This window comes from Streptacidiphilus sp. MAP5-3 (genome assembly GCF_041262505.1).
Classification (GTDB): Bacteria; Actinomycetota; Actinomycetes; order Streptomycetales; family Streptomycetaceae; genus Streptacidiphilus.
In genome coordinates, this window is record NZ_JBGCCL010000011.1 from 15,498 (window position 1) to 40,463 (window position 24,966).

Below are 24,966 nucleotides of genomic sequence, written 5' to 3' on the forward strand. Positions count from 1 at the left end.
CGCGCCTCGGCGCCACGCGTCCTCCGCACCATGCACCGCTGACGCGACGCGACACCTGAGACACCTGATACAGCTGATTCAGCGGCGCAGTGCAGCCGGGGTCGACGGGTACCGCCACCAGCGGGCGACCGCGCGTTCCGTGAAGCCCAGTCGGCGATAGAGGGGTTCACCGAGCAGAGTGGCCGTCAAGGTCGCCGGACGGTCCGGGTGGGCAGCCAGAGCGGTGCGCAGTACGGCTCCTGCGGCCCCGCGCGAGCGGAGCTCGGGAAGCGTGGCCATCCAGTAGACGCCGACGGCTGCTCCGTCGTCCATGGTGATGCAGGCAGCCGCCGGTTCGCCGCCGACCCGGGCCAGCCAACTGCGACGGCCCGGCAGCTGCGCATACCCCGCGGGGAACTGGCCGCCGCGCCGCCAGGGCAGTAGATGGGGAACGGGGAACCCCTCGACCACGACCCGTTCGACGGCCGCGAGATCGGCCGCGTCGACCGCCTCCCATGCCTCCGGCGTCTCCGGCGTCCCTGCCGGCTCCGGCGCCTGCGAAGCCGCCGTCTCTCCCATTCCCGGGTGTGGCAAGCGGGTTGACGGTGCGACAGGTGCCGGGTTGCGGACCATCACGGGCATGGTCAGTGCGGACTCGCAGCCGTACGGGCCGAGGTCGAGCGCGAGATAGGGGTCCTCGAGGGTCAGCTGCCGGGTGTCCCAGTCGCGGAAGAGACCCAGCAGTTCACGGGTGAGCGCCTCGGGGTCGTCCGGGCGGGCGGTCACCAGCACCCGGTGGCCGTCGGTCGCACGGACCGCCGTCCAGCCGGGCCGGACCTCGGTCTCCCAGCCGCGCGCCTCAGCCATGGCCAGCCAATGAGCGACGGCGTTCGCCACCGCAAGATCAAGACCCATGCGCACCACCCTAGGGCCCGGAGGTGGCGTACCCAGGTGCGCCGTATGCGCCCCCACGCACTCCCAAGCGCCGCTTTTCGGTCAACTTGCGGACACGTGTGCCTCATTGACCGTACCCGCAGCCCAGGCGGGTGGGCCGAGCCGCTGTGGAGTCGCCAACTGCGCTGTGCCCGCCCCACAACCGGGTGTCCCCTGGTACGCCCCCTTCCCTGACGGGTCGATGGGTGCCAGTCTTCGAGATCGAATGCTTCACGCCAAATTGCCATGTCGATATAGCGTCTGATGGTGAACTGGTCGCACCGGACTCGCCGGAACCAGTAGATTCGATCTTGAGGAGAGCAAGCGAGCAGGGGGACTCGACAGGCGCCGACACACGCACATCTGGTGTTCATCGCACCGCGAGCACGGGACGGACCGGGACGACCATGACAGCGAGGGGGGCCGGAGCGCCTTGAGCAGGGTCAGCAGGAATACCGCCACCGGGGACGAGGTGGCTGTCGCCCCCCCGGTCGGCGCCGCGGGTTCCGCGGGCCCGGCCGCCCTTCCGCGCAAGCTGTCGGGACGTCGCCGTCCGGAGATCGTCGCCGTGCTGCTCTTCAGCGGCGGGCCGATCTTCGAGAGCTCGATCCCGCTCTCGGTCTTCGGCGTGGACCGTCAGGACACCAGCCTTCCCCACTACCGACTCCTGGTGTGCGCGGGCGAGCCCGGACCCCTGGCGACGACCGGCGGTCTGACCATGACCGCCCCGCACGGCATCGAGGGCCTGGCCCGGGCCGGCACGGTCGTCGTCCCCGCCTGGCGGGCCGCGGCGCAGACGCCTCCCCCCGAGGCCCTCGCCGCACTGCGCAAGGCGCACGCCGAGGGCGCCCGCATCATCGGGCTCTGCACCGGCGCGTTCGTCCTCGCCGCCGCCGGCCTGCTGGACGGTCGCCCGGCGACCACGCACTGGATGTACGCACCGACCCTCGCCAAGCGCTACCCGCAGATCCAGGTCGATCCCCGCGAGCTCTACATCGACGAGGGCGATGTCCTCACCAGCGCCGGGACGGCAGCCGGGATAGACCTCTGCCTCCACGTGGTGCGCACCGACCACGGCGCGGACGCGGCGGCGGCGCTGGCACGTCGTCTGGTCGTTCCGGTGCGGCGGACCGGAGGTCAGGCCCCGTACGTCGACCGGTCTTTACCCGAGGAGATCGGGAACGACCCGCTCGCCGAGGTCGTCACCTGGGCGCTGGAGAACCTCTCCAAGCAGTTCGACGTCGAGGTCCTCGCCGCCCGTGCCTACATGAGCCGGCGGACCTTCGACCGCCGCTTCCGGTCGCTGACCGGGAGCGCTCCCCTGCAGTGGCTCATCTCGCAACGCGTCCTGCAGGCCCAACGGCTGCTGGAGACCACCGAACTGTCCGTGGACGAGGTCGCCCGACGCTGCGGCTTCCGCTCGCCGGTGGCCCTGCGCGGCCACTTCCGGCGCCAACTCGGCGTCTCTCCCGCCGTCTACCGGAGCACGTTCCGTGCGCGGCGACCAGAGACGCCGACCGGAAGCACCTCCGGAGGGACGGGACTGGCCGTGGCCGGCATCACGCCGTCGACGTCCGCAGCGCACCTGGCGGGCCTTGCCGCGGGTCCGCTGGGCGGTCTGCCGAACGTCGACGGGGTCGGCTCCGGCGGGCCGACCGTGCCTCCGCAGGGCGGCCCTGGCGGGCACGCCACACGTTCGAACGGCCGGGCCCGGCAGGGAGCCCGTCCGGCACCGGATGACCACTCCTCCCCCGCGGAGGACGGCCGACCGGGCCCGTCCCAGGGACTGAGTCATCCGGACGGTGCGAACGCCGCACTGCGGCGCCGCGCTGCCGAACGTCCCTGAGTCCGATCGAGGTGCGTCGGATCGAGGTGTGGCTGTGGCCACGGCCCCTGCCGTGGCCGCAGCCACATCGGCGTTCCGACACAGTCTCGCGGCTGCGGTGCCTCGCGTGCCCGACGGGATTCGATCGCCGTGTCGACTTGCGCCCTTCCGGCGGAATGATCGACCATGACGGGTCGGCTGGTCGCCCACCCGGGTAGGGGAGTGGCTCCCGGTTGACGCCGAGCAGCGCACGCGTACGAGCCCCGGGACGGTGAGCCGGATGAACGACCGCATGGTCTGGATCGACTGCGAGATGACGGGCCTCGACCTGGAGAGGGACGCCCTGGTGGAGGTCGCCGCACTGGTGACCGACTCCGAGCTCAACATCCTCGGCGAAGGCGTCGACATCGTGGTGCGTCCGCCGGCTGAGGCGCTGGAGCACATGCCGGAGATCGTGCGGGAGATGCACACCTCCTCCGGACTGCTCGACGAGCTGGCCGACGGAACCACGCTGGCCGAGGCCGAGGCCCAGGTGCTGGCCTACGTCCGCGCGCACGTGCCCGAGGCGGGCAAGGCCCCGCTCTGCGGCAACTCCGTGGCGACCGACCGCGGCTTCCTCTCCCGGGACATGCCCGCCCTGGAATCGCACCTGCACTACCGCATCGTCGACGTCTCCTCGGTCAAGGAGTTGGCCCGGCGCTGGTACCCGCGGGCCTACTACAACAGCCCGAAGAAGCAGGGGAACCACCGGGCGTTGGCCGACATCCGGGAGAGCATCGCGGAGTTGAAGTACTACCGGGAGGCCGTGTTCGTACCCGCGCCGGGTCCGGACACCGACGCGGCCCGGACCATCGCCGCCCGCTACGAGCTGCCCCCGGCCTGACCTGCCGGAAACGTGGTCGTGAGCACCCCGCACGATCCTGTAGAGTTATCTCCGTCAGCGCGCGAGAGCGCAGCGGACAGATGGTGGGTGTAGCTCAGCTGGTAGAGCACTGGGTTGTGATCCCAGGTGTCGCGGGTTCGAGCCCCGTCACTCACCCCATCTGATCAGGGCCCAGCCGGTTTCAACGGCCGGGCCCTGATGTGTTTCTGAGACCAGGTCACGTCCCGGTCCGTGAGCAACCCCGTCAGGCAGCGCCCTCCGGCTTCTCCTGACCGCCCTCATCGGCGCGGTCGCCCTCGTTGTGGTCGCTCTCGTCCTCGAGGGTCAGGTGCGGCTCCTCCAGGCTCGGCAACTCCTCGATCTCGGGGAGGGTCAGACCGCTCGCCTCCAGCTCCGCGTCCGCCTCGGCCTCCAACTCCGCCACCTCGGGGACGCTCGCCACGGCCGGGGGCGGGGTCGGCTTGTCGGGCGCGGCCGGCGCCTGCGGCTTGGGCGTCATGCCGTCGAGAAAGCGCAACAACTCGACCGGGAACGGGAGGACCAGCGTCGAGTTCTTCTCGGCTGCCACCTCGACCACGGTCTGCAGCAATCGGAGCTGCAGCGCGGCCGGGGTGTCGCTCATGACCGTCGCAGCCTCGGACAGCTTGCGGGAGGCCTGGAACTCGCCGTCAGCGGTGATGATGCGCGCCCGGCGCTCTCGCTCCGCCTCGGCCTGCCGGGACATGGACCGCTTCATCGACTCCGGCAGGGCGACGTCCTTGATCTCCACCCGGTCGATGTGGATGCCCCAGCCGACCGCGGGGCTGTCCAGCATCAGCTCGAGGCCCTGGTTCAGCGGCTCGCGATTGGTGAGCAGGTCGTCCAGCTCGCTCTTGCCGATGATCGACCGCAGGGAGGTCTGGGCGACCTGGGACATCGCGAAGGTGTAGTTCTGCACGTTCACCGTGGCGAGGACCGGGTCCTCGACCCGGAAGTAGACGACCGCGTCGACGCGGACCGTCACGTTGTCCCGGGTGATGCCCTCCTGCGCGGGCACCGGCATGGTGATGATCTGTACGTTCACCTTGCGCAGGCGGTCGGCGACCGGCAGCAACAGGGTCAGCCCGGGTTCCTTGATCTCGCGGCGCACCCGGCCGAACCGGAACACGACACCGCGCTCGAACTGCTGAACGACGCGCACTCCCGTCGCCAGCCAGACCGCTCCGGCGCCGAGAACCCCCAGGACGACATCCACAACCAGCATCGTCATCACCCCGACTCTGCCCCGAGGACGCGAAATCGGCCCCGTGATTGTCCACGCTACTCGCGCCACCGGCTTGCGAGGAACGGTCGTGCGCGCGTCACGGATCATCGGTGCATGATCATGGCGCGCATAGGTGCTGTACCACGACCGGAGGAGTAACGCTGGGTAGAACCCGCTCGTTGTACAGAACGTGCACCTGTTCGTCACAGTGTTCACCGCTGCCGCCATCGCCGCACCCACACCGGTGCCCGCGTCGGTCCCGAACCAGGACGCACCTCACCATGTCGACACGATGGCCTGGCTGGTGCCCGTCCTGCTGGGGCTGCTGCTCACCGCCATCGCCTGCTACAAGCACCGGGGCCTCCCCAGCGGCCACTGACCCCCGCTCCCCCGCACGCCCAGGGGCGTCAGTCGCGGAAGGCCGTCTCCGGCGGCTGCGGGGAGGCCTCGGCGTCGACGTCACGCATCGCCAGGGCACCCGCCTGGAAGTCGACGAGGTCGGGTCCCTGCTCGATCCGGGCCATGACCGGGTCTCCGGCCATGGCGCTCCCCAGCTCCACCAAGGGGAGCGGTGTCAGGGCGGCCAGCAGGATCAGGTTTCCGAAGCGCTTGCCGCGCAGCACCGCCGGATCGGCAACCAGCGCCACCTCGGGGAAGACCGCCCGCAACGTCGCCACCTGCCGACGGGCGAACGGCAGTCGTCCCCCGTCGGCGATGTTCACGGCGTAGCGCCCTCCCGGGGCCAGCGCCCGGACCACGGACTCCGCAAACTCGACGGTCGCGCAGTGGGCGGGGACGCGCGCGCCGCTGAAGACGTCCGCGATGACCAGGTCGGCCCAGCCCTCGGGGGTCCGGCCCAGCACTTCGCGAGCGTCGGCGCCGCGCACGCGGATCTGCCAGGCGCGGTCCAACGGCAGCTCACGGCGGACCAGTTCGGTCAGGGCCGTGTCGATCTCCGCCACCTGCTGCCGTGACCGGGGCCGGGTCGCGGCGACGTAGCGCGGCAGCGTCAGCCCGCCACCACCGAGATGCAGAGCGTTGACAGGCCTTCCGGGCGGCCCGGCCAGGTCCGCGATCCGGCCGAGACGACGCTGGTACTCGAAGGTCAGCCGACGCGGATCGGCGAGGTCGACGTGCGACTGCGGAGCGCCGTCGAGCAGCAGGGTCCAGGCGTCGGCACGGTCCCGGTCTGGCACCAGCTCCGCCAGGCCTGAGCCGACCGGCTCGGCCAGGCGCTGGGACGCGGAGCCGCCGGCGGTTCCGGAGCCGGACCGTCCACGCGCGGTGCCCTCGTCGTCGCCCTGTCCCGTGCTCTGCTTCGCTCTGTGCTTCCTTGCCACCCGCCCAGTATCCGGCGTCGGCCGTCAGCACCACATCCGGGGTTCGACCAGGTCAGCAGAGCTCCCGGGCGGACACGCTCCGGACCGCACAGCGCGAGGACCGGAGAGCGCGAGGACCGGAGAGCGCGAGGACCGGAGAGCGGAGAGCTTTCAACTTCGGCACCCGTCGCAGACAGCGAGCGTGCGCGCGGCCTCGCCGAGGGCCTCGCTCAACTGGCCCGGATCGGTGAGCGCGGCACGGCCGAGGCCGTCGCCGGGCGGCAACAGCCAGTCGTACTCCGGACCGGGCACGCGGACGTGCCGACAGGAGCTTCCCGGCAGCTGCCAGGCCTCGGCCGTGCCGAACGGGACCAGGAACGAGAGCGTCGAGCCCGCAGCACCGGTGCCGATGCCCGCACCAGCACCGACGCCGACGCCGGTAGCGGCACCCGGCACCGCCCGCTCCCCACTCAGCAGCGGCAGTGGCAGCGCGGGGGTGTCGTGCAGCACCCCGCCGCAGCCGCCGCGCAGGCGCAGGATGTCGACCGCCTCCAGCCCCTGACGCTCAGGGACCGTCACCACGTCGACCATGCCACGCGCCCTGTCCTCCCATCCGTCGACCCGGTCAACCCGGTCGCACTGGTCGGCGGCCTCGACCAGCCTGCGCGCACGGCACTCGGCCGCCGCCTGACGTCCCGTATCCACCTGCACAGGTGCCTCCTTGGCCGTGCCGGGTCGCACCCGGGCCTCCCTGATCCGGCAGGATCACGCAATCACGCCTGGTCGAACGCGGTCCTGCCGCGCCGCGAACGACCCTGCGGTACCAGGTACAACGCGACAGCCGATCACGGGCCACGGGTGTAGGCAGGGCAGGCCGTGGCATTTCATAGCAGATCGAAGCGAGCACGTCCGATTTGTCACAGAACCCTGCGTGTTCGAATTTTTGCGGAGAGTAACCTCACCACTGCTGTTCCGTACCAGGGGGTGCCGCATGGCTCACGACTCTCTCCGTTCGCAACCCTCTCCCAACCTGCGGATGCGCGATCTCCGCGGGGATCTCTCGCCGCGCGAGTTCGCCGCCTCGGTGCGCCGCGCGGCGCGCGAGATCGGGGAGCACGTCTCCTGCGACGCGCGCTACGTCGGCCGGGTGGAGTCGGGCGAGATCCGGTGCCCCAACTACGCCTACGAGCGGGTGTTCCGGCACATGTTCCCGGGCGCCGGACTGGCCGAGCTGGGCTTCACACCCCGCGAGGAGGCCCGGTGCAGACCCGCCTCCGCGGCACCACTCGATGAGGAGAAAGACGACGTGCAGCGACGCACGTTCCTGACCGGCGGCCCACTGGCCGTGGCCACCGCTCTGAGCTGGGACGTCCCGACTCAGGCCGCGGCCGCCGGGGCGGCGGGAGGCACCGCCGCCCCGGCCGAGCCGGTCGTGGGCACCAAGGTCGGCGCCCGAGAAGTCCGCGAGGTCGAGTCGGCGGTCCGTCAGATCCGACTGCTGGACGACGTCCACGGCGCGGACACCCTGTTCGAGCGGGCCGGTGACACCCTGCGCTCGGCCTACCAACTGCTCAACTGTGGCTCCTACACGGCCAAGGTCGAGCAGCAACTCCAAGCCTGGGCGGGCGAGCTGGCGATCTCGGTCGGCTGGCTCGCCCACGACTCGGGCCGGCTCGGCGAGGCCCGCTCGCTCTACGCCGAGGCCCTCGCCACCGCGCGGATGGCCGGCGACCCCGCTCTGGAGGCGCACGCATTCTGCAACGCCGCCTTCCTCGCGCGTGATGCGGGACGCCCCCGCGAGTCGGTCCGGGCCGCGCAGGCCGCGCGCACGGCAGCGGCCGAGCTCGGTTCGCCGCGCCTGCTGGCACTGCTCTCGCTGCGCGAGGCGGGCGGCTGGGCACTGCTGCGCGATCGCGGAGCCTGCGCCCGCGCCCTGGGCGAGGCCCGAGGCCACTTCGAAGCCGGCACCTCGGAGGCGGATCCCGAGTGGATGTCCTTCTTCAACGAGGGCGAGTTGGCGGGGTTGACCGCCCAATGCTGGGCCGCCCTGGGCGAGTTCGACTCGGCCGCGCGCTGGGCCGAACAGGCCATAACGCTGCAGCCCACCCACTTCGTACGCAACCGCGCCTTGTACACCGCCGAGTTGGCGCACGACGAGCTCGGCCGCGGCTCGGTCGTCGAGGCAGCCTGCACCGGTTCCGACGCGGTCGCCCTGCTCACCTCGGTGCGCTCGACGCGGATCAGGGGCATGGTCTCCGCGACTGCGGAGCGGATGCGCAGCCGCGGGCTCAGCCGCGTCCCCGAGGTGGCTGAGTTCCTGGAGCGGTACCAGCTGGCGCTGGCAAGCTGAGCCGCCGACCGAGGGCGGGGCCCCGCGCCTCGGGCCTCTTGGCTGCGGTCCGACGCCTGAGGGCCGTCGGCTACGGCCCCGCGCCTGAGGGCCCTTGGCCGCGGCCCCGTCCGACTGGGCGTGCCTCAGCCGAACACGCGCGTCAGCACCAACCCGGCGGCGCCCAGGGCCACGGCATCCCGCCCAGCCGGGGCGACGGCGAGGGAGACACGCTGCCAGGACGGGTCGGGGAGCCTGGCGTCGAGGACCTCCCGCACCGCCGCGAGGTAGGCCTCGGGGGCGTCGGCCACCTCACGACCGCCGAGGACGACCTCGTCCAGGTCCAGCAGCCGGACCAGGTTGGCGACACCCTCGCCGAGAAGCCGTGCCGCCTGCTCCGGCGTGGCTGCCGCCTGCCAGAGCGCTTCCAGACAGCCGCGGTTGCCGCAACGGCAGCGCGGGCCCGCGGGGTCGAGGACCTGATGCCCGAACTCTCCGGCATTGGTGCGCGCTCCACGTTGGACCGCACCACCGAGGACGAGACCAGCGCCGAGACCGTGGTCGAGGTGGATGAACGCCCGGTTCGGGGAACCCAGGACGCTGAGCACTCCGGCCGTGCTGTCCTTCTCGATCTCGGTGGGCAGCCCGAGGCGGTCCGCGACGGCATCGCGCAGCGCCATTCGGTTCCAGGCAGGAGCTCCGGTGACCTCGTGCAGCACGCCGGCCTGCTGGTCCAGCGGCCCCGGCGAGGCAACGCCCACCCCGAGGACCCGTTCGCGCTCGACGGCGGTCAGTTGCCGGTCCACCTCCTCGGCCAGCAGGTCGAGCACCGGGCCGGGCCCCCACTCCGCCAGGTCGATGGGCAGGTGACGGGTGTCCGCGACCCGTCCGGCGAGGTCGGCCCGGAGGACCGTGAGGGCGTCGCGCCCCAACTGAACGCCGAGCGCCCAACGCGCCTCGGGAACAAGGGCCAGCAGGGTCCGAGGCTTCCCGCCGGTCGAGGCCCCGCGCCCGGACTCCCCGACGAGGCCGTCCTCCAGCAGCCTCTGGACGATCTTGCTGATCGCCTGGGCAGTCAGCCCAGAGCCCCGCGCCAGCTCGACGCGACTGACCCCGCCCGCCCCGGCGGCACGGACCAGGCTCAGCACGGCCGCCGCATTGTGGTCGCGCAGCGCGGTGAGATTCGCACCCGCCCGGGCGGTCGACGCGCTCGCGGCACCGGCGGAACCCGTGGAACCAGTGGAATCGGCGAGGTCAGCGGGTTCAGTGGAACGGGACGAGAGGGAGGCCACGAATTGATTATGCGGCTTGCTTGCCACTTAATCCACACTGTTGTTTAACTGGGGGGCATGGCTGCGAACCGCACAGAGAACAACGCCGCCCCGCTGCGCGTAGGCCTGATCGGCTACGGCGTCGCGGGTGCGGTCTTCCACGCACCGCTGATCGCGAACACCCCGGGACTGCACCTGGACGCGGTCGTCACCTCGAACCCGGAGCGCAGGGACCAGGCCGCCGCCCGGTACCCGGAAGCCCGACTCCTGGCCGACGCCGCCGAACTCTGGCCGCTCGGGCTGGACCTGGTCGTGGTGGCCTCCCCCAACCGGACCCACGTCGCGCTCGCGACCGCCGCACTGGAGGCCGGGGTCCCGGTCGTCGTCGACAAGCCCCTGGCCGCAACCGCCGCCGAGGGCCGGGCCCTCGCCGAGCTCGCGGAGGCGCGTGGCGTGTTGCTGAGTGTGTTTCAGAACCGGCGCTGGGACGGCGACTTCCGTACAGTGAGCGAGCTGATCCGCTCGGGTCGGCTCGGCACGGTGCACCACTTCGAGTCGCGCTTCGAACGCTGGCGCCCCAACCTCAAGGGCGGCTGGCGCGAGTTGGGCGACCCGGCCGAGGCCGGCGGCGTCCTGTACGACCTGGGCAGCCACCTGGTCGACCAGGCGCTCACCCTCTTCGGACCCGCCGTCCGCGTCTACGCGGAGCTGGATGTCCGTCGACGCGGCGCGCAGGCCGACGACGACTCCTTCGTGGCGCTGACCCACGCCGACGGCACCCGCTCCCACCTGTGGATGAGCGCGGTGGCCGCCGATCTCGGCCCGCGCTTCCGGGTGTTGGGCAGCGAGGCCTCCTACGTCGGCTACGGGCTGGACGGCCAGGAGGATGCGCTGCGCGCCGGACGCACCCCCGCCGACGAGGGCTGGGGCGAGACTCCCCCGGAGCGCTATGGACGGCTCGGCACCGTCGACGACTCGGTCGCCCACCCGACCCTCCCCGGCGCGTACCAGGACTTCTACGCCCGGCTCGTGGAGGCTCTCCACGGGCGCGCGCCCGCGCCGGTCGCCGCGCGCGACGCGATCAACACGCTGACCGTGCTGGAGGCCGCGCGTCTCTCCTCCGCCGAGGGCCGGACGGTGGCACTGTGACGACGACCGCCGAACTGGTCGAGCAGGAGCGGCGGTTGCAGTTCTCCCGCTTCACCAACGAGGACGCCTGGCGTCTGGGCTGTCTGCTCGCCGAGCTGGCCGGGGAGCGCGGGCTGCCGATCACCGTCGACATCCGCCGCGGCGAACAGCAGTTGTTCCACTACGCCCTCCCCGGTACCTGCGCGGACAACGACGCATGGATCGAGCGGAAGATCCGTGTGGTGCGACGCTACGGTGCCAGTTCCTACCTGGTCGGGCAGCGCTTCCGCGAGAAGGGCAGCAGCTTCGAGGAGAAGTCGCGGCTCTGCCCGGACCGCTATGCGGCGCACGGCGGCGCGTTCCCGGTGGCCGTCACCGATGTCGGCCTGGTCGGAACGGTCGCCGTGTCGGGGCTGGCGCAGGTGGACGACCACAAGCTGGTGGTCGAGGCGCTGGAGCGGTTCCTGGAGGGCTGATCCCAGCGTGATCCCGACCTGATCCGGAAGACAGCCCTACGCCAGATGCGCGGCGTCGTTCCAACGTTCGACGGCACGGGCGCCGTACTCCCAGGTCAGCACTGACAGCGTGGCCGGGCCGAGCTTGAAGCGCTGCGCCTGTTCCGGCGGCAGGCCCAGCCAGCGCGCGGTGAGGATGCGGAGCAGGTGCCCGTGGGCGAAGACCACGAGGTCGCGGTCGGCGCTGTGCATCACCGTGGTGTCCGGGTCCGGCACGCCCGCACGGGCGTCGATGTCGGCGAGGAACGCGTCCACCCGCGCACTGACCTCGCCGATCTTCTCGCCCGCGGGGACGCCGTCGCGCCAGATCAGCCAGCCCGGCTGCGCCCCGGCGCGGATCTCGGGGCCGGTCAGGCCCTCGTAGCTGCCGTAGTCCCATTCGAGCAGCCGGTCGTCGAGGGCCAGGCGCTCACCGAAGCCCGCCAGTTCGGCGGTCTCCCTGGCGCGGGAGAGCGGGCTGCTCAGGATCTCCGCGTCCACCAGGCCGTGCCATGGCGCGGCGGCGAACCGCTCACCCAGGCGACGGCCCATCGTGCGGCCCTCGTCGGTGAGGGGGATGTCCGTCCGCCCGGTGTGGCGACCGGTCGCCGACCAGTCGGTCTCACCGTGCCGAACCAGCAGCAGCCGCGCGGGCATGAACGTTCCTCCAGGGGCGTGCGGGGCGCGCAAGGCGCGCAGGACATCTCCCATGATCCCCCGACTGCCGACCCGAACGACGCCGACCCGGCCCGGCCTCACATCCCGCCCCGCCTCACCCCACCCGGATCGCGACCCGGATCCGGATCGCACCCCGCCCCGACCCGAGCCGGTCAGCCACGATCCCGGCTGGTCAGGCCTGCGACGCGGGTGCCTCGGCCGCCTGCCGGGCACGCTCGCGGATGCCGCAGAGGATCAGGTCCAGCCCGTAGGCGTACTGGCCCGCGCCGTCGCCCGCACAGGCGAGCATCTCGGGCGCGAGATCGGCCAGGTTCGGAAAGCGGTCCTGCGGAAGCGCTGCCAGGCGGCTGCGGAAGCGTTCGACTGCCTCCGGGCGGGCGCAGACACGGATCTCGCGGAGCGCGGAGCCGATGGTGAAGCGTGAGAGCGTGCCATAGGCGCGCGTCACGTCCTCGCGCCCCAGTCCCGCCTCGCGCAACAGCATGAGCATCCGCTCCATCGCCGACGTGGCCGCGTCGAGGAAGTCGTCGTGGCCGGTGGACTCGGCGAGCAGGCGCAGCACGGCCGGACGGCCGGTGAAGAGGTCGTGCACCGCGATGCAGGCGGCCCGCAGCTGCTGGTCCCAACTGCCCTCGGTGCTGGGCGGGACGTAGGTGTCGAGCACCCGGTCCCTGGCCGCACGGAACAGCTCGTCCTTGCCGCGGAAGTAGGTGTACAGGGCCATCGTGCCGACGCCCAGGTCCTCGGCCAGGGCGCGCATCGAGAAGGCGTCCAGGCCCTTGTCGTCCAGCAGGCGGAGGGCCCGCTCGATGATCAGCTCGGCGCTCAACGATCCCCGCGGCGCACGCGACCGCCGCGTCGGCCTGGGCCTGGCAACGGTGCCGGCGGACTGCTCGGAGGGCATGCCAGGAGCGTACACAGGTGAGGTAACGGCCGGTAAAAGGCACCACAACGGGTGTGTTCGACCGGGTTCGCGGGCCACTCGCACCGAGACCGGGGGCGGTTGCGACAATACCTGGCGTACGGCGTACGGTACTGCGTACGGTTTCCATGCCGAATCGTCCCGTCGCGCCCGGAGCCCGCCATGTCATCGACCGCCACCACACCGGGGCACAGGAACGTCGCACCACACGACGCACTCGGCGCATCGGTGCGGGAGCTGTTGCTCGTCGTGGTGATCTACCTCGCCTACGACGGGAGCAGCCTCCTGGTCCGCGGCGGCATCAACAGCACCCACCGCGGCGCGACCCGTCTGCTCGACCTCGGCATACCTGCCGACTTCGCCTACGCGACGCTGCACTACCTGGCCACCCCGGCCGTGCTGATCTGGCTGTGGCGACGGCACCGCCACGCCTACCGTCGCGCCCGGACCTGGCTCGGGATCACCACCGTGCTCGCTCTGACCGGCTTCGCCTGCCTCCCCGCTGCGCCACCCCGCGCGCTGCCCGCCATGCCGAGTCTCCATGTGGGCTGGGCGCTCTGGTGCGGCGTGATGCTGGTCCGGTTCGCGCGGGACCGGACGGTCCGGACGCTGGGGCTGCTCTACCCGGTGATCATCGCGTTGGTGGTGACGGGGACCGGCAGCCACTACCTGTTCGACATCCTGGCAGGCGCCGCCGTGGTCGTCCTCGGCGGCCTCCTGGCCGGCCCGGTCCAGCGAGCGAACCCGAGAGCCCTCAGCCGACGCCCGACGTCCATGTCTCCCCCGTGACGCACGTCTGACGCACGTCCCCGAAGGACATCCCGAATTGTCAGTGGAAGGTGCCACACTGGCGGGCACCATGAACCACTCGACGCACATGCGGGTCGACCCGCCGCTCACCCCGCTCGAATCGCGGCTCGCCGCGCTCCGCGGTCGTGCCGCCGCGCGGAGCATGGACGCGCGGACACTGGCCGCGCTCGCCGCCAATCCGGGGTGCGGACGACGGGCTGTGCTGGACGCCGCCGGGGTCGACAAGGCCGCGCTGGCCGAACGGCTCGGCGCTCCGGGGGCGATGGGCCAGTCACCGTTCGCGATAACGCGCGGCCTGGTCTTCGAGCGACGGCTGCGCGCCGATGGCTGCGCCGAGTTGGTCGCCCTGCTGCGTCGGACGCTGCTGCCCGAGGGCGACGAGCAGACTCCGGTCGAGGTGCCGGACCTGCTGGTCAAGGACGGTGCCGCGGTCCGGGCCGCGCGTACCCGGTCGGTGCTGGCCGAGGCTTCGGCGCGGCCCGGCGTGTGGACGGTGCTGGACCATCCGCTACTGCGGCTCGAGGTCGCCGGGTCCACGGTCTCGCTGGAGCCCGATGCCGTCGTCGTCCGGCCGGACGGGCGCTGGACGGTGCTGGAGATCAAGTCCTTCCCGATCCTGGACGGAGCCGCCGATCCGGCCAAGGTGGGCGCGGCAGCCCGCCAGGCCGCCGTCTACGTGCTGGCGCTGCGTGCGACCGCTGCTGCGCTGGAGGGCACGACGCTGCCCGCCTCCCCATACGCCGAGCCGGAGGGTCTGGCCGCGGCTCCGAGCACGACGGGCCTGCTGGTCTGCCCGCGCGACTTCAGCAACGCGCCTACCGCCGCGTCGGTGGACCTGCGCAAGCAGATCGCCGTGACCAGGCGTCAGCTCGCCCGGCTCACCCGGGTGGAACAGCTGCTCGACGTGCTCCCGCCCAGGGCAAGCCTGGAGGACGCGCCGCACTCCGTCGACGCGCTCCCCCATGCCTACGCACCTGACTGCCTGGCCGCCTGCGAGTTGGCGTTCCACTGCAGGTCACAGGCGCGCGCCGCCGGGTCGGTGGAGACGCTCGGTCGTGGCGTCCGTGGCGAACTCGGCAGCCTGACCACGGTCGACGAGGCCCTCGCCGCCACCACACCCGGCGGCGCACTGGCACGAGCGGCCGAGCTCCGCCGCGAGGCGCTGGCCACGGCCACTGCCACGCCCGCTGCGGCAGCGACAGCAACGGCGACAGCGACAGCGACAGCGACGATGTCCGCACGCGACATGGCGGTCGTGCGGTGAGCCTGCTGTCCACCCTGGCCCGACTGGAGGCGGTACGGTCGGGCCGAGCCCAACCGCTGGCCACGGTCCGCCACCGGCATCTGGCCGAACGGCCTTTCGTCCTGGTGCCGTTGACCGCTGCCGGCGAGACGGGCGCGCCACTCGCGGCCCTGCTCGGGTGCGACCGCGAGCGGCCGGTACTGCTCACCGTGCCACAGCCGCTCGACCGCGACCTGCGGTTCGCCTTCCTGGCCCGGTTGGCCGACGAGTTGCTGCCGTATCTGGAGGGTTTCGGCGAGTCCGTCGAACTCATCGAACGCACCGGCAAGGACGCCGACTCGGGCGAGCGCACCACAGAGGTCCGCGAACTCTGCACCGACGCACCACAGTTGATCGTTCCCAACCAGGGCGGCGTCGAGCTGCTCGGCTTGCTCGGCCGGTCGATGCGGTTCCGGCGCACGGCCGAGGACGCCGACCCGGGTCCGTTCCCGGCTCCGCCCCGGGTGCCGCTGTTGGGGCGCTGGCTCACCCACCTCGCCGAGCGCGCACAGGTGCCGGGCTCGTCCCTGCTGCTGCCGCTGACGGGGGTGCTGGCGCGCCACTGGGCGACGGGGCAGAGCTCACTGGAGGACGCGCATCTGGGCGCGTTGCTCGGCTGGATCGCCCCACCCGAGGGCGAACGCGGCGAGCGGGCGGCGCTGCGGGCCGAGAACGAACGGGACGTGCAGGGCCAACTCCTCTGCCCTCCGGCCGGTCCGGCCACCGACCCCGATTTCGACCGTGCCGTGCTTGGTCCCGCGATCACCCGCCACGACGCCGCTCGCGACGCCGCTCGGGATGCCGCCCGCGCCACCGCGGACCGAACCGTCACCGAAGCGGCAGACGGTGGAGTCGGCGACGACGAGCAGGCCGCGCACGTGGTCGCGGCACGCGCGGCCGAGATCGACGCGCTGCTGGAGGCAGTGCTGCTCCCGGTCTGGCAGCAGGTGTGGCAGGGCATCGACCTGCTGCGCACGCTGCCGCCCGGCGCGCATGTGGCCGAGCGGTGGGAGGGCGACCGCTGGTCGTACACCGGCCACCGCGACCGACTGGCCGCGGGCGAGCCGCCGCAGCCGGTGCGTGACGACGCCGTGACCGCCGCGCGCAAACTCGCCCAGCGCGAACGCGAACTGACCCGCCTCGACCTGCAGGAGGCGCTGGACGACCCGCTGGCCATGGCCGAGCACCGGCTTGCCGGACAGGCCTTCGCCGGCGAGGTCGTGTCCGTCGAACCCGCCTACGACACCAGCGGCCGCAGCCCGAAGCCGCGCCCGCTGGTGACCGTCCGCACCGCCGACCGCCCCCACGTCGAGGCCGGTTCGGAGCTGCACCGGGCCAACGGTCCGTCCGCCCAGAAGGCCGAGCTGACCGGGATCGACGAGGCGGCCGGGTTGCTGACGGTACGTCTGCTGAGCGGCATGGGCCGCAAGAAGGAGCCGGAGCAGGGCAGCGTCCCCGAGCCCGGCGAACAGGTCTGCTTCACCCTGTTCGAACTGTCGGCACGTCAGTCCGCGCCATTGCCGGAGCCCGAGGACACCCCCTGGACCCACGGAGGCCCGCCGCAGTGAGCAGCACCACCGACCCGTACGGGGCATCCGAGGCGTCGGGGACGTCCGCCGCCCCGCCGTCCCCGGGCGAGCAGGCCGACGCCGCGGTCGCGGCGATCCTGCGGGCCGCGGTGCACGGCAGCGAGCGCGGCACCGTCGTGGACTCGCCTCCGGGCGCAGGCAAGTCGACGCTCGTGGTCCGGGCCGCCCGCGAGCTCGCGGGTGCGGGCGAGCGGCTGATGATCGTCGCGCAGACCAACAGCCAGGTGGACGACCTGGTCGACCGGCTCGCCGAGAAGGACCCCGGGCTGGCCATCGGCCGTCTCCACGGCAGCGACGCGACCCCGGCCGGGCACGCCCTGCGCCACCCGGGTGTCGTAGCCTCGACCAAGGTCTCCGACCTGCGCGAACTGCCGGTCGTGGTGGCCACGGCGGCGAAGTGGCAGTGGGTGAAGGACGTCGATCCGTGGCGTCACGCGATCGTCGACGAGGCGTACCAGATGCGCTCGGACGCGCTGCTCGCCGTGGCGCGGCTGTTCGAGCGGGCGCTTTTCGTCGGCGATCCGGGCCAGTTGGACCCGTTCAGCATCGTCGATGCGGACGCCTGGGCGGGGCTCAGCTACGACCCCTCGCAGAGTGCGGTCGTCACGCTGCTCGCGCACAACCCCGGCATCGTTCCGCACCGGCTTCCCGTCTCCTGGCGCTTGCCGGCCTCCGCCGCGCCGCTGATCTCCGACGCGTTCTACCCGTTCACCCCGTTCCGCGCCGGGACCGGACCCGGCGACCGCCGACTGCTGCTGGGCGCACCCGCGCCCCTGACCACTCCCACGCTCCCGGGCACTCTCACACGGCGCCTGGCGGCCGCGGCGGACGAGGTCCTCGACGTGGCCGCGGCCTCCGGCTGGGGTCTGCTGGAGCTTCCGCCTCGGCACACCGTCCGCACCGATCCGGAGGCGGTCGCCGCGGTCGCGGCCGTGGTCGCCCGACTGCTGGCCCGCGGCGGGAGCACGCTCTCGGAGCGGGGCGAGGAGCAACTCACCGCCGACCGGGTCGCTGTCGGCACCGCCCATCGCGACCAGGCCTCGGCGGTTCGCGCGGCACTTGCGGCGCTCGGCGTCGGCGGTGTGACCGTCGACACGGCCAACCGCTTGCAGGGGCGCGAGTACGACGTCACCGTGGTGCTCCACCCGCTGTCCGGGCGTCCGGACGCCACCGCGTTCCATCTGGAGACCGGCCGCCTCTGCGTGCTGACGTCCCGTCACCGCCACGCGTGCGTCGTGGTCGCCAGGGCGGGGATCCCGGAGCTGCTCGACGAACACCCCTCGGCCGAACCGGTCCAGCTGGGCGTGACGTTGAAGTTCCCGGACGGTTGGGAGGCCAACCAGGCCGTGCTGGAGCACCTCGGCCCCCACCGGGTCCGCTGCCGGCCCTGAGCCGGCGCCTGTGGTTCCACTCGCGGCCCGCAGACCGCCCACAGACAGCCCGCAGGCGCGGTGAAGCGCGGGAAAACAGGCCGAATCCCGCTGCGCCGTCACGGGAATAACCAGGTGGAGAGGCCCTGTTCCTCACCCGGCAGCTTCGGACCGACAATGGACTGCCGGCAGCTCGTCCGCACGCATCAGGAGGTGTCCGATGTCCGACTCCACGCCCGATCGCTCGTCGCAGAGGAGGCTCCGCCCTGCCCCGCTGCTCTTCGAGCCCGGATTGGCGGAGCCGGAGACCGAGCACTTCTTCGACCTGGAGTCGATCGAGGACCCGCGCGAGCTGCTCGGCCGCGCAACCGAGCTGACGCTCGCGTTCCGCGCGGCTGCGGAGCGCGCCTCCGAGTTCCAGGCGATAGCGGCGGCCCAACTCGCCGACCCGCGCCGGTTCGACAACCTCACTCTCGAGGAGATCGCGGCCCGCGCCGACTGGACTCCGGACTATGCCGCCAAGATGGTCGAGCACGGGCGTGGCCTGATGAGAAGCCGGCCGCTTGCGTAGGGACCGGCCCCGCACCGCCGTTCCTACCCCCCTGGCATATGCCAAAGGCAGCAGATGTTACTCCGATTCACCCCTACGTGTCCGGCTTTCCCAGGTTCCGGTGCGGCCGTCTTCCGCGTCCCGATACAGCTTGGACCGTGGACATGTGGACCTACGACTCCGTCGAGTACGTGACCGTCGCCGGCGAGGCCTGGCTGGCCTCCGCGAGCGAGTACCCGCGCAGCATGCGTGCGCTCTGGGAGACGCGCCCGTGGGCCGCCACGGTCCTGCCCTGCGGCCGCGTCTTCGATGTGATCAACCTGCCCGGACTCTTCGGCCGCAGGGTGCTCGACGAGCTCTGGGCGAGCGGGCCGGGTTGCGGGCCGGTGGCCACCCTCCGCGGCCGGATCCTGATCTTCGCCGAGCCCGGCACCGCCGCGCGCCTCCGCCCGCTGCTGGTCTGGGAGGAGTGGGCACGCGACGTCCCGCCCCTGCTCTGCCACGGCCAGGGCGACGCGATCACCGTTCCGCCGCTGCAGCGACCCCTGGACGCGCCGGAGGCCCAGGGGCGCTGGATCGTCGCGCCCGACGGCCCCGAGCCCTGGCTCCCCGGCGCTTCCACCCTGTTGTGGGCCTGTGTCCGCGCCTCCCGCGACCTGCCCGGCGGTGCGGCCCGCGCGGAGGCCGCCAAGCTGGCGGCGGCTACGTCCGGTGCGCCCTCCCCCGCACCGGACGTGGCCCCGCCCGATTTCGTCCCGGCGGGCTGAGGTTCCGCGCCTGAGGGCTGCAAGGTCACGCCGAAGGACTGACGGGCTGACGGGCTGACGGCCGTGCCGAAACCGGAACGGCGCGGGACTCAGCCGATGGGCACCGCCGTGCCGGAGACCCGCACCCGCTCGTCGTCCGGCGAGGCGGCGACGACCAGGGTGCTCGGGCGGCCCATGTCCTCGCCCTGGCGGATGGTGAAGGCGCCCGACGCCGGGAGTGCGCCCAGGTCGCGCAGGTAACCTCCGAACGCCGCAGCAGCCGCGCCGGTGGCCGGGTCCTCGACCACGCCGCCGATCGGGAACGGGTCGCGCGCGTGGTAGAGCTCCGGGCTCTCGCGCCACACCAGCTGCAGCGTCGTCCAACCTTGACGGCCCATCAGTTCGGCCAGTCCGTCGAAGTCGTAGTCCAGCGCCGCCAGCCGCGCACGGGAGCGAACAGCGAGCACCAGGTGCTCCACCCCGCCGAACGCGACGCGCGGCGGCAGTTCGCCGTCCAGATCCTCCGGGGCCCAGCGCAGTGCAGTCAGCGCCTCGGCGAGCACCGCGGCGTCCACGGACCGCGAGTGGGTCGGCACGCTGGTCAGCGTGGCGCGGATCACACCGCCCTCGCCCTTGGCGGCCTCCAGGGCGATCTCGCCCGCCCCCGTGTCGAAGAGCAACGAGCCCTCCCCCAGCCGCTCGGCCAGGGCCACCGCGGTGGCGACCGTGGCGTGCCCGCAGAAGGCGACCTCGACCAGCGGGCTGAAGTAGCGCACCCGGAAGCGTCGGCGTTCCTCGTCGCGTTCGGTGACGAAGGCGCTCTCGGAGTACCCCACCTGAGCCGCTACCGCGAGCATGTCGGCGTCCGGGACGCCGCGGGCATCCAGCACGACGCCGGCGGGGTTGCCGCCCGCGGGATCGGTCGAGAACGCCGTGTAGCGCAGGACATCACTGGGGAGACGCACGGGTCCGGGCATGCGTCCAAGATCCCACGCGGGTCCGACAAGATCAACGAACGATTCGAGGAGGCAGAACGGCAGCAGGGCGATCCGGGGACGAGGCATTTGCCGGTCGGCGGCCAGGTGGTGGCCGGGCGGAACGGATTCGGCATTCGGTCGCCGTTCATGTAAAGTCTTCCACGTCAGCAGGCGCCGCTAGCTCAGTTGGTTAGAGCAGCTGACTCTTAATCAGCGGGTCCGGGGTTCGAGTCCCTGGCGGCGCACAGACAGCGAAGGGCCTCCTTGTTATCGCAAGGAGGCCCTTCGGCGTTGGCGCGGCAGACGTCCGGCCGAGGACAGGTGGAGCCATGAAGGCACAGGAGCTGGTCGACGCCGCCGCCGAGCTGGTCCCCGCGCCGGGCGGGCGCGCGCTCCTCGGGATCGCGGGCGCTCCGGGTGCGGGCAAGTCCACGCTGGCCCGCCGCCTGGTGACGGAGCTCTGCGACCGGCTCGGCCCGGACGCCGCGGCCTACGTCCCGATGGACGGCTTCCACCTCTCCAACATCCAGCTCGCCCGCCTCGGCCTGACCGACCGGAAGGGCTCGGCGCCCAGCTTCGACGTCTGGGGCTACCTCGCGCTGCTGCGGCGACTGCGCAGCCTCCCGGGGGCGGAGCCGGTGTACGTGCCGGACTACGACCGGACCCTGCACGAGCCGATCGCCGCCCGCCACCTGGTCCGGCCCGCGACCCGGCTGGTCGTTACCGAGGGCAACTACCTCGCCGCAGGTGACGCGGCCGGCCCCGGCTGGTCGGAGGTGCACGCGGCGCTTGACGTCGTCTGGTTCCTGGCCACCGCCGACGAGGTTCGCGACGCCCGGCTGATCGCCCGACAGCACGCAGGCGGCCGTGACGCCCACGCGGCCCGCGCCTGGGTCGACACCAACGACCGCCCCAACGGTGACCTGGTCGACGCCCACCGCGCCCCGGGCGTCCGGGTGATCACCGTCGAGCCGTGATCTTCATTCGGCAGTCGTAACCCTCCGTCACCTTCACCCTCGTCAGCTCCGTCACCGCGGCTCTCGCCCGCCGGGGCCGGACCGGCGCCCAGGCCAGTGCCCAGGCCGGCGCCCGCGCCCGTCGGACGCTCAAGATCAGCGTGCCGAAGGCCGTTTGAGCTCCGCTCCCGTGCCGTTCAGGGAGCCGACGCGGCCCGCGACCGCGCCACCTGCCGCGCCGTCGGGGCCGTAACCCGTCCTGCCTACTCGAACAGGCGGCTCCGGTTCCGCCTACCTAGCGTGAGAGACCTGGCGACCAGACATGACCGCCGTCATCACGGGGGCATCGACGGCACCGTCGTTCCCGTGCCCGATGCGCGCCATCGCGCGCGCCCCGGCAGGAGGTAGATCCGCGTGGGTATACCAGCGCCGCCCGAGTCCGTCTCCGAGAACCCCGCCGAGGAGCCTGAGAGCCCTGGCAGCCCGTCCTCGGCGCACAAGCACAAGCGGTTCCGACGAATACGCCGACTGCTCGGCCTGCGCACCACACGCGTCGTGCTCGCCCTGATCGCAGTGGTGTTCGTCTGGCTCTGCTGGTCCGTGGGCCAGGCGCTGACCGCGCCGGGCGACGACAGCGTGGCCGCCCGGATCGCCGAGTGGGGGCGCGACCACCACCTCGGCCCGCTGGTCACCTTCCTCGAGGACCAGCAGTACAAGGCGCATCCGCCCAAGGTCGGCGGCACGCCGACGATGGCACTCACGCCGGACGGAGCCCCGGTGCAGAACAGCGGCACCTCCTCGATGAAACCGATCGTCCCGACCCGGCTGGTCTCCCCCGCCGGACCGCCGCTCCCCGGCGAAGGGACCTGGCAGACGCTCGGCAGCGTCCACGGCACCCCTGCCGTTCTCGGCGCCTTCCTTCGGCCGGACAACCAGCACACCTCCTACGTCGCGGCGGTCGTGTCGATGGACCAGCGGTTGCTCCGCTTTCAGCTCCACCCCGGCGAGTCCGACCCGGGCACCGCCGACTGGGGTGTCCCGCCCTCCGTTCCGCCCGGTCAGCGCACCGGACTGCTGGCGACGTTCAACGGCGGCTTCAAGGTCAACGACTCCGAGGCCGGGGGCGGCTTCTTCCTCAACGGCATCACCCGCGGCACCCTGACCGACGGCTCCGCCTCCCTGGTCTTCACCAAGGACGGCAAGGTGACGGTCGCCCAGTGGGGCCGTGACGCGACGATGACGCCGAACGTCACCGGCGTCCGCCAGAACCTCAAGCTGATCGTCGATCACGGCGCGGTGCCGGCCAGCGTCGACCAGAACGTCGAGTACGGCTGGGGCCTCACCATCGCCGGCAAGTACTTCGTCTGGCGCTCCGGCCTGGGCGTCACCTCGGACGGACGGCTCGTCTTCGCCTACGGCCCGGCCCTGTCCGTGCGGACCCTGGCCGACCTGCTCGCGAGCGCGGGCTGCGTGCGGGCCATGCAGCTCGACATCAACCCGGCGTGGATGTCGTTCATGTACTACCAGCCGAAGTCGAACCCGGCCGACCCGACACCGGTCAAGCTGCTTCCCGACCAGGAGCGTCCCGCCGACCGCTACTACGAGTCGACGAGCCGTGACTTCACGGCGGTGTACGCGCGATGACCACCCCTCAGCCGGTGCGACCCGCGCAGCCGCCGACCCCGGCGACCCCCTTCGTCGACGGCCGCCGCGCCGGGTGGGCCCGCTGGCCCTCGGCCGTACTGCGCACCGCGCGTCCGCGGCAGTGGGTGAAGAACCTGCTGGTCTTCGCGGCGCCGCTGACCGGGTCCGAACTGACCGCGCGCCACTTCGAGGCGCGGGGCGGCAGCGCGCTGGGCGGTGCCGCGGTGGCCTTCGTGGTCTTCACCCTGGCGTCCTGCGCGGTCTACTTCGTCAACGACACGGTGGACGCGGAACGGGACCGGCAGCATCCGCGCAAGTGCCTGCGCCCGATCGCCTCCGGCGAGCTGAGCGAGGGCACGGCGATGGTCGTCGCCGGGCTGCTGCTGGCCGCCGCACTGTCGCTCAGCCTGACCGCGCCCGGCTACGGGCTGACCATGGCGGTCAGCGCGTACCTGGTGTCCTCGTTCCTCTACAGCCTCGGACTCAAGCATCTCGCGGTGCTTGAACTCACCCTGGTGGCTTCGGGGTTCGTGCTGCGCGCGCTGGGCGGCGCGGCCTCCTCGCAGGTGCCGCCGTCGGGCTGGTTCGTGCTGGTCTGCAGCCTCGGCGCGCTGCTCGTGGCAACCGCCAAACGGCACACCGAGCTGGCCGGTCTCGGCGCACCGGCGGCAGCGCACCGGCCGTCGCTGCGGCACTACACGACCGGCGGTCTCCGGGTCGCCCAGCGGGTGATCGCGTTGGCCATGGTGGCCGCCTACCTGGCCTGGGCGCTGATGGAGCCCGACCATGCGGTCCGCTCGTGGCATGTGGCGACGGTGGTGCCGCTGGTCGGCGCGCTGGTCAGGTTCGACCGGCTGACCTCGCGCGGGACGACCAGCCATATCGAGGACCTGCTCATCAAGGACACCTTGATGATCTTCATGGAGCTGAGCTGGCTGCTCCTCTTCGCCCTCGGATTCGCCGCTCCGGAGATGTGAGGCAGGGACCGCGCGTCCAGTGACGTCCGGCAAGTCCGGTGGGTCAGGTGAATCACGTGACGGCCCGGCAGGCAGCGGCCTGTCGGGCCGTCACCGTCCTCCGGGCGTCGCGTCAGGGTCGGGCCCGGCGGCTGCCTCCGCCTCGCTGTAGAGGTCGGGTTCGAGGTAGATGACCCGCGCGATGGGCTCCGCCGCCCGGATCCGGGCCTCCGCGGCGTTGATCGTCGCCGTGATCTCCGCCGCACCGGCGTCCGGGCGTACGGCGATCTTCGCGGCGACCAACAGCTCGTCCGGGCCGAGGTGGAGGGTGCGCATATGGATGACCCGCTCCACGTCGGGGCCGGCCAGCAGCGCGTCCCGGACGCGGGCCGCGGCCGCCGGGCTCGCACCCTCTCCGAGCAGCAGCGACTTCGTCTCCGCGGCCAGGACCAACGCGATCCCGACAAGCAGCGCACCGATGCACAGCGTGCCGACGCCGTCCCAGACACCGTCGCCGGTCAGCACCGCGAGCCCGACGCCGGCGAGCGCCAACGCGAGACCGATCAGCGCGCCGAAGTCCTCCAGCAGCACGACGGGTAGCTCAGGGGCCTTCGCCGTGCGGATGAACCGGGCCCAGGACTGCGCCCCCTTGAGCGGCCGGGCCTCCGCCACCGCGGTGCGGAAGGAGAAACCCTCGGCCACGATCGCGAAGAGCAGCACGCCCACCGGCCAGTACCAGTGGTCGACGGCGTGCGGGTGACGGACCTTCTCCCAGCCCTCGTAGAGCGCGAAGACGCCGCCGATGGTGAAGAGCACGACGGAGACCAGGAAGCCGTAGACGTACCGCTCCCGCCCGTAGCCGAACGGGTGCGACTCGTCCGCCGCGCGCCGGGCCTTGCGCCCGCCGATCAGCAGCAACACCTGGTTGCCGGAGTCGGCCATCGAGTGCACGCCCTCGGCGAGCATGGAGGACGAGCCGCTGAAGGCGAAGGCGACGAACTTGGCGGCGGCGATGGCAAGGTTGGCGCCCAGCGCCGCGACCACCGCCCGGGTACCCCCGGAGGCGCTCATGCCCGCTCACC

24 protein-coding genes and 2 tRNA genes are annotated in these 24,966 nt (G+C 72.3%); 17 read left to right on the forward strand and 9 right to left on the reverse strand.

All coding sequences use genetic code 11. From position 1 onward, the window contains the following. Positions 1 to 78: 78 nt before the first annotated feature. Positions 79 to 894 (reverse strand): GNAT family N-acetyltransferase, encoded by an 816-nt coding sequence (locus tag ABH928_RS18270; RefSeq protein WP_370067624.1) that lies wholly within the window; start codon positions 892 to 894, stop codon positions 79 to 81. A 490-nt stretch (positions 895 to 1,384) separates the two neighbouring features. On the opposite strand from ABH928_RS18270, the gene ABH928_RS18275 reads away from it, so the two are divergent. From ABH928_RS18275 to ABH928_RS18285, 3 genes are all read left to right on the forward strand, one after another. Then, the gene (locus ABH928_RS18275; RefSeq protein WP_370067626.1) at positions 1,385 to 2,758 is read left to right on the forward strand and encodes a GlxA family transcriptional regulator; all 1,374 of its coding nucleotides are present in this window, start codon (positions 1,385 to 1,387) and stop codon (positions 2,756 to 2,758) included. A 259-nt stretch (positions 2,759 to 3,017) separates the two neighbouring features. After that, a complete protein-coding gene (gene orn, locus ABH928_RS18280; RefSeq protein WP_370067628.1) occupies positions 3,018 to 3,620 on the forward strand; it encodes an oligoribonuclease in 603 nt (200 codons plus the stop codon). An 83-nt stretch (positions 3,621 to 3,703) separates the two neighbouring features. Then, positions 3,704 to 3,779, forward strand: a tRNA-His gene (locus ABH928_RS18285). A gap of 85 nt (positions 3,780 to 3,864) precedes the next feature. On the opposite strand, the gene ABH928_RS18290 is transcribed toward ABH928_RS18285, so the two are convergent. Beyond that, positions 3,865 to 4,869: a slipin family protein gene (locus tag ABH928_RS18290; protein WP_370067630.1), complete on the reverse strand. Its 1,005-nt coding sequence runs from the start codon at positions 4,867 to 4,869 to the stop codon at positions 3,865 to 3,867. A 184-nt stretch (positions 4,870 to 5,053) separates the two neighbouring features. Here ABH928_RS18290 and ABH928_RS18295 point away from each other — a divergent pair, with 184 nt between their 5' ends. Next, positions 5,054 to 5,242, forward strand: coding sequence for a hypothetical protein (locus ABH928_RS18295; protein WP_370067632.1), 189 nt, complete (start codon positions 5,054 to 5,056; stop codon positions 5,240 to 5,242). A gap of 28 nt (positions 5,243 to 5,270) precedes the next feature. Here ABH928_RS18295 and ABH928_RS18300 read toward each other — a convergent pair whose 3' ends face one another. Together ABH928_RS18300 and ABH928_RS18305 are read right to left on the reverse strand one after the other, a co-directional pair. Continuing rightward, positions 5,271 to 6,095, reverse strand: a complete 825-nt coding sequence (locus tag ABH928_RS18300) for a spermidine synthase (RefSeq protein ID WP_370067942.1) — start codon at positions 6,093 to 6,095, stop codon at positions 5,271 to 5,273. A 258-nt stretch (positions 6,096 to 6,353) separates the two neighbouring features. After that, positions 6,354 to 6,893 carry a hypothetical protein gene (locus tag ABH928_RS18305; protein WP_370067634.1) on the reverse strand — a complete coding sequence of 180 codons (540 nt, stop codon included), beginning with the start codon at positions 6,891 to 6,893 and terminating at the stop codon, positions 6,354 to 6,356. Positions 6,894 to 7,218: 325 nt separating this feature from the next. Between ABH928_RS18305 and ABH928_RS18310 the strand changes: the two genes are divergently transcribed. After that, on the forward strand, positions 7,219 to 8,532 hold the full coding sequence (locus ABH928_RS18310; RefSeq protein ID WP_370067636.1) for a tetratricopeptide repeat protein: 1,314 nt from the start codon (positions 7,219 to 7,221) through the stop codon (positions 8,530 to 8,532). Between the two features lie 125 nt (positions 8,533 to 8,657). On the opposite strand, the gene ABH928_RS18315 is transcribed toward ABH928_RS18310, so the two are convergent. After that, entirely contained in the window at positions 8,658 to 9,803 is a 1,146-nt protein-coding gene (locus tag ABH928_RS18315; RefSeq protein WP_370067638.1) for an ROK family transcriptional regulator, read from the reverse strand. 57 nt (positions 9,804 to 9,860) lie between these two features. On the opposite strand from ABH928_RS18315, the gene ABH928_RS18320 reads away from it, so the two are divergent. Next, entirely contained in the window at positions 9,861 to 10,931 is a 1,071-nt protein-coding gene (locus ABH928_RS18320) for a Gfo/Idh/MocA family oxidoreductase (protein ID WP_370067640.1), read from the forward strand. Continuing rightward, positions 10,928 to 11,386 carry a heme-degrading domain-containing protein gene (locus tag ABH928_RS18325; protein ID WP_370067642.1) on the forward strand — a complete coding sequence of 153 codons (459 nt, stop codon included), beginning with the start codon at positions 10,928 to 10,930 and terminating at the stop codon, positions 11,384 to 11,386. Before ABH928_RS18320 ends, ABH928_RS18325 begins: the two co-directional genes overlap by 4 nt. Before the next feature lie 36 nt (positions 11,387 to 11,422). Here the strand turns inward: ABH928_RS18325 and ABH928_RS18330 are convergent, their stop codons facing one another. After that, the gene (locus ABH928_RS18330; RefSeq protein WP_370067644.1) at positions 11,423 to 12,061 is read right to left on the reverse strand and encodes a histidine phosphatase family protein; all 639 of its coding nucleotides are present in this window, start codon (positions 12,059 to 12,061) and stop codon (positions 11,423 to 11,425) included. Positions 12,062 to 12,254: 193 nt separating this feature from the next. Continuing rightward, positions 12,255 to 12,986 (reverse strand): TetR/AcrR family transcriptional regulator, encoded by a 732-nt coding sequence (locus ABH928_RS18335; RefSeq protein ID WP_370067646.1) that lies wholly within the window; start codon positions 12,984 to 12,986, stop codon positions 12,255 to 12,257. 180 nt (positions 12,987 to 13,166) lie between these two features. Between ABH928_RS18335 and ABH928_RS18340 the strand changes: the two genes are divergently transcribed. The 6 genes from ABH928_RS18340 to ABH928_RS18365 all read left to right on the forward strand — a co-directional run bounded on the left by ABH928_RS18340 (position 13,167) and on the right by ABH928_RS18365 (position 19,372). Beyond that, positions 13,167 to 13,793, forward strand: a complete 627-nt coding sequence (locus tag ABH928_RS18340; RefSeq protein WP_370067648.1) for a phosphatase PAP2 family protein — start codon at positions 13,167 to 13,169, stop codon at positions 13,791 to 13,793. Between the two features lie 70 nt (positions 13,794 to 13,863). After that, positions 13,864 to 15,078 carry a hypothetical protein gene (locus ABH928_RS18345; protein ID WP_370067650.1) on the forward strand — a complete coding sequence of 405 codons (1,215 nt, stop codon included), beginning with the start codon at positions 13,864 to 13,866 and terminating at the stop codon, positions 15,076 to 15,078. Further along, complete coding sequence (locus ABH928_RS18350; RefSeq protein ID WP_370067652.1) at positions 15,075 to 16,664, forward strand: hypothetical protein; 1,590 nt, start codon at positions 15,075 to 15,077, stop codon at positions 16,662 to 16,664. The genes ABH928_RS18345 and ABH928_RS18350 overlap by 4 nt, the downstream gene beginning before the upstream one ends. Next, positions 16,661 to 18,076, forward strand: coding sequence for an AAA domain-containing protein (locus ABH928_RS18355; protein ID WP_370067654.1), 1,416 nt, complete (start codon positions 16,661 to 16,663; stop codon positions 18,074 to 18,076). Before ABH928_RS18350 ends, ABH928_RS18355 begins: the two co-directional genes overlap by 4 nt. 199 nt (positions 18,077 to 18,275) lie before the next feature. Further along, positions 18,276 to 18,626: a hypothetical protein gene (locus ABH928_RS18360; RefSeq protein ID WP_370067656.1), complete on the forward strand. Its 351-nt coding sequence runs from the start codon at positions 18,276 to 18,278 to the stop codon at positions 18,624 to 18,626. 143 nt (positions 18,627 to 18,769) lie between these two features. After that, positions 18,770 to 19,372, forward strand: coding sequence for a bifunctional DNA primase/polymerase (locus ABH928_RS18365; protein WP_370067944.1), 603 nt, complete (start codon positions 18,770 to 18,772; stop codon positions 19,370 to 19,372). 89 nt (positions 19,373 to 19,461) lie between these two features. Here ABH928_RS18365 and ABH928_RS18370 read toward each other — a convergent pair whose 3' ends face one another. After that, on the reverse strand, positions 19,462 to 20,328 hold the full coding sequence (locus ABH928_RS18370; RefSeq protein WP_370067658.1) for a PhzF family phenazine biosynthesis isomerase: 867 nt from the start codon (positions 20,326 to 20,328) through the stop codon (positions 19,462 to 19,464). 171 nt (positions 20,329 to 20,499) lie between these two features. On the opposite strand from ABH928_RS18370, the gene ABH928_RS18375 reads away from it, so the two are divergent. The 4 genes from ABH928_RS18375 (at position 20,500) to ABH928_RS18390 (ending at position 23,905) form a co-directional block, all read left to right on the forward strand. Beyond that, positions 20,500 to 20,573, forward strand: a tRNA-Lys gene (locus tag ABH928_RS18375). A gap of 84 nt (positions 20,574 to 20,657) precedes the next feature. Then, on the forward strand, positions 20,658 to 21,305 hold the full coding sequence (locus ABH928_RS18380) for a nucleoside/nucleotide kinase family protein (RefSeq protein ID WP_370067660.1): 648 nt from the start codon (positions 20,658 to 20,660) through the stop codon (positions 21,303 to 21,305). Between the two features lie 393 nt (positions 21,306 to 21,698). Next, the gene (locus tag ABH928_RS18385; protein WP_370067662.1) at positions 21,699 to 22,928 is read left to right on the forward strand and encodes a phosphodiester glycosidase family protein; all 1,230 of its coding nucleotides are present in this window, start codon (positions 21,699 to 21,701) and stop codon (positions 22,926 to 22,928) included. Further along, entirely contained in the window at positions 22,925 to 23,905 is a 981-nt protein-coding gene (locus tag ABH928_RS18390) for a decaprenyl-phosphate phosphoribosyltransferase (RefSeq protein WP_370067664.1), read from the forward strand. The genes ABH928_RS18385 and ABH928_RS18390 overlap by 4 nt, the downstream gene beginning before the upstream one ends. Before the next feature lie 90 nt (positions 23,906 to 23,995). Here ABH928_RS18390 and ABH928_RS18395 read toward each other — a convergent pair whose 3' ends face one another. After that, positions 23,996 to 24,955 carry a cation diffusion facilitator family transporter gene (locus tag ABH928_RS18395; RefSeq protein WP_370067666.1) on the reverse strand — a complete coding sequence of 320 codons (960 nt, stop codon included), beginning with the start codon at positions 24,953 to 24,955 and terminating at the stop codon, positions 23,996 to 23,998. Between the last annotated feature and the right edge of the window lie 11 nt (positions 24,956 to 24,966).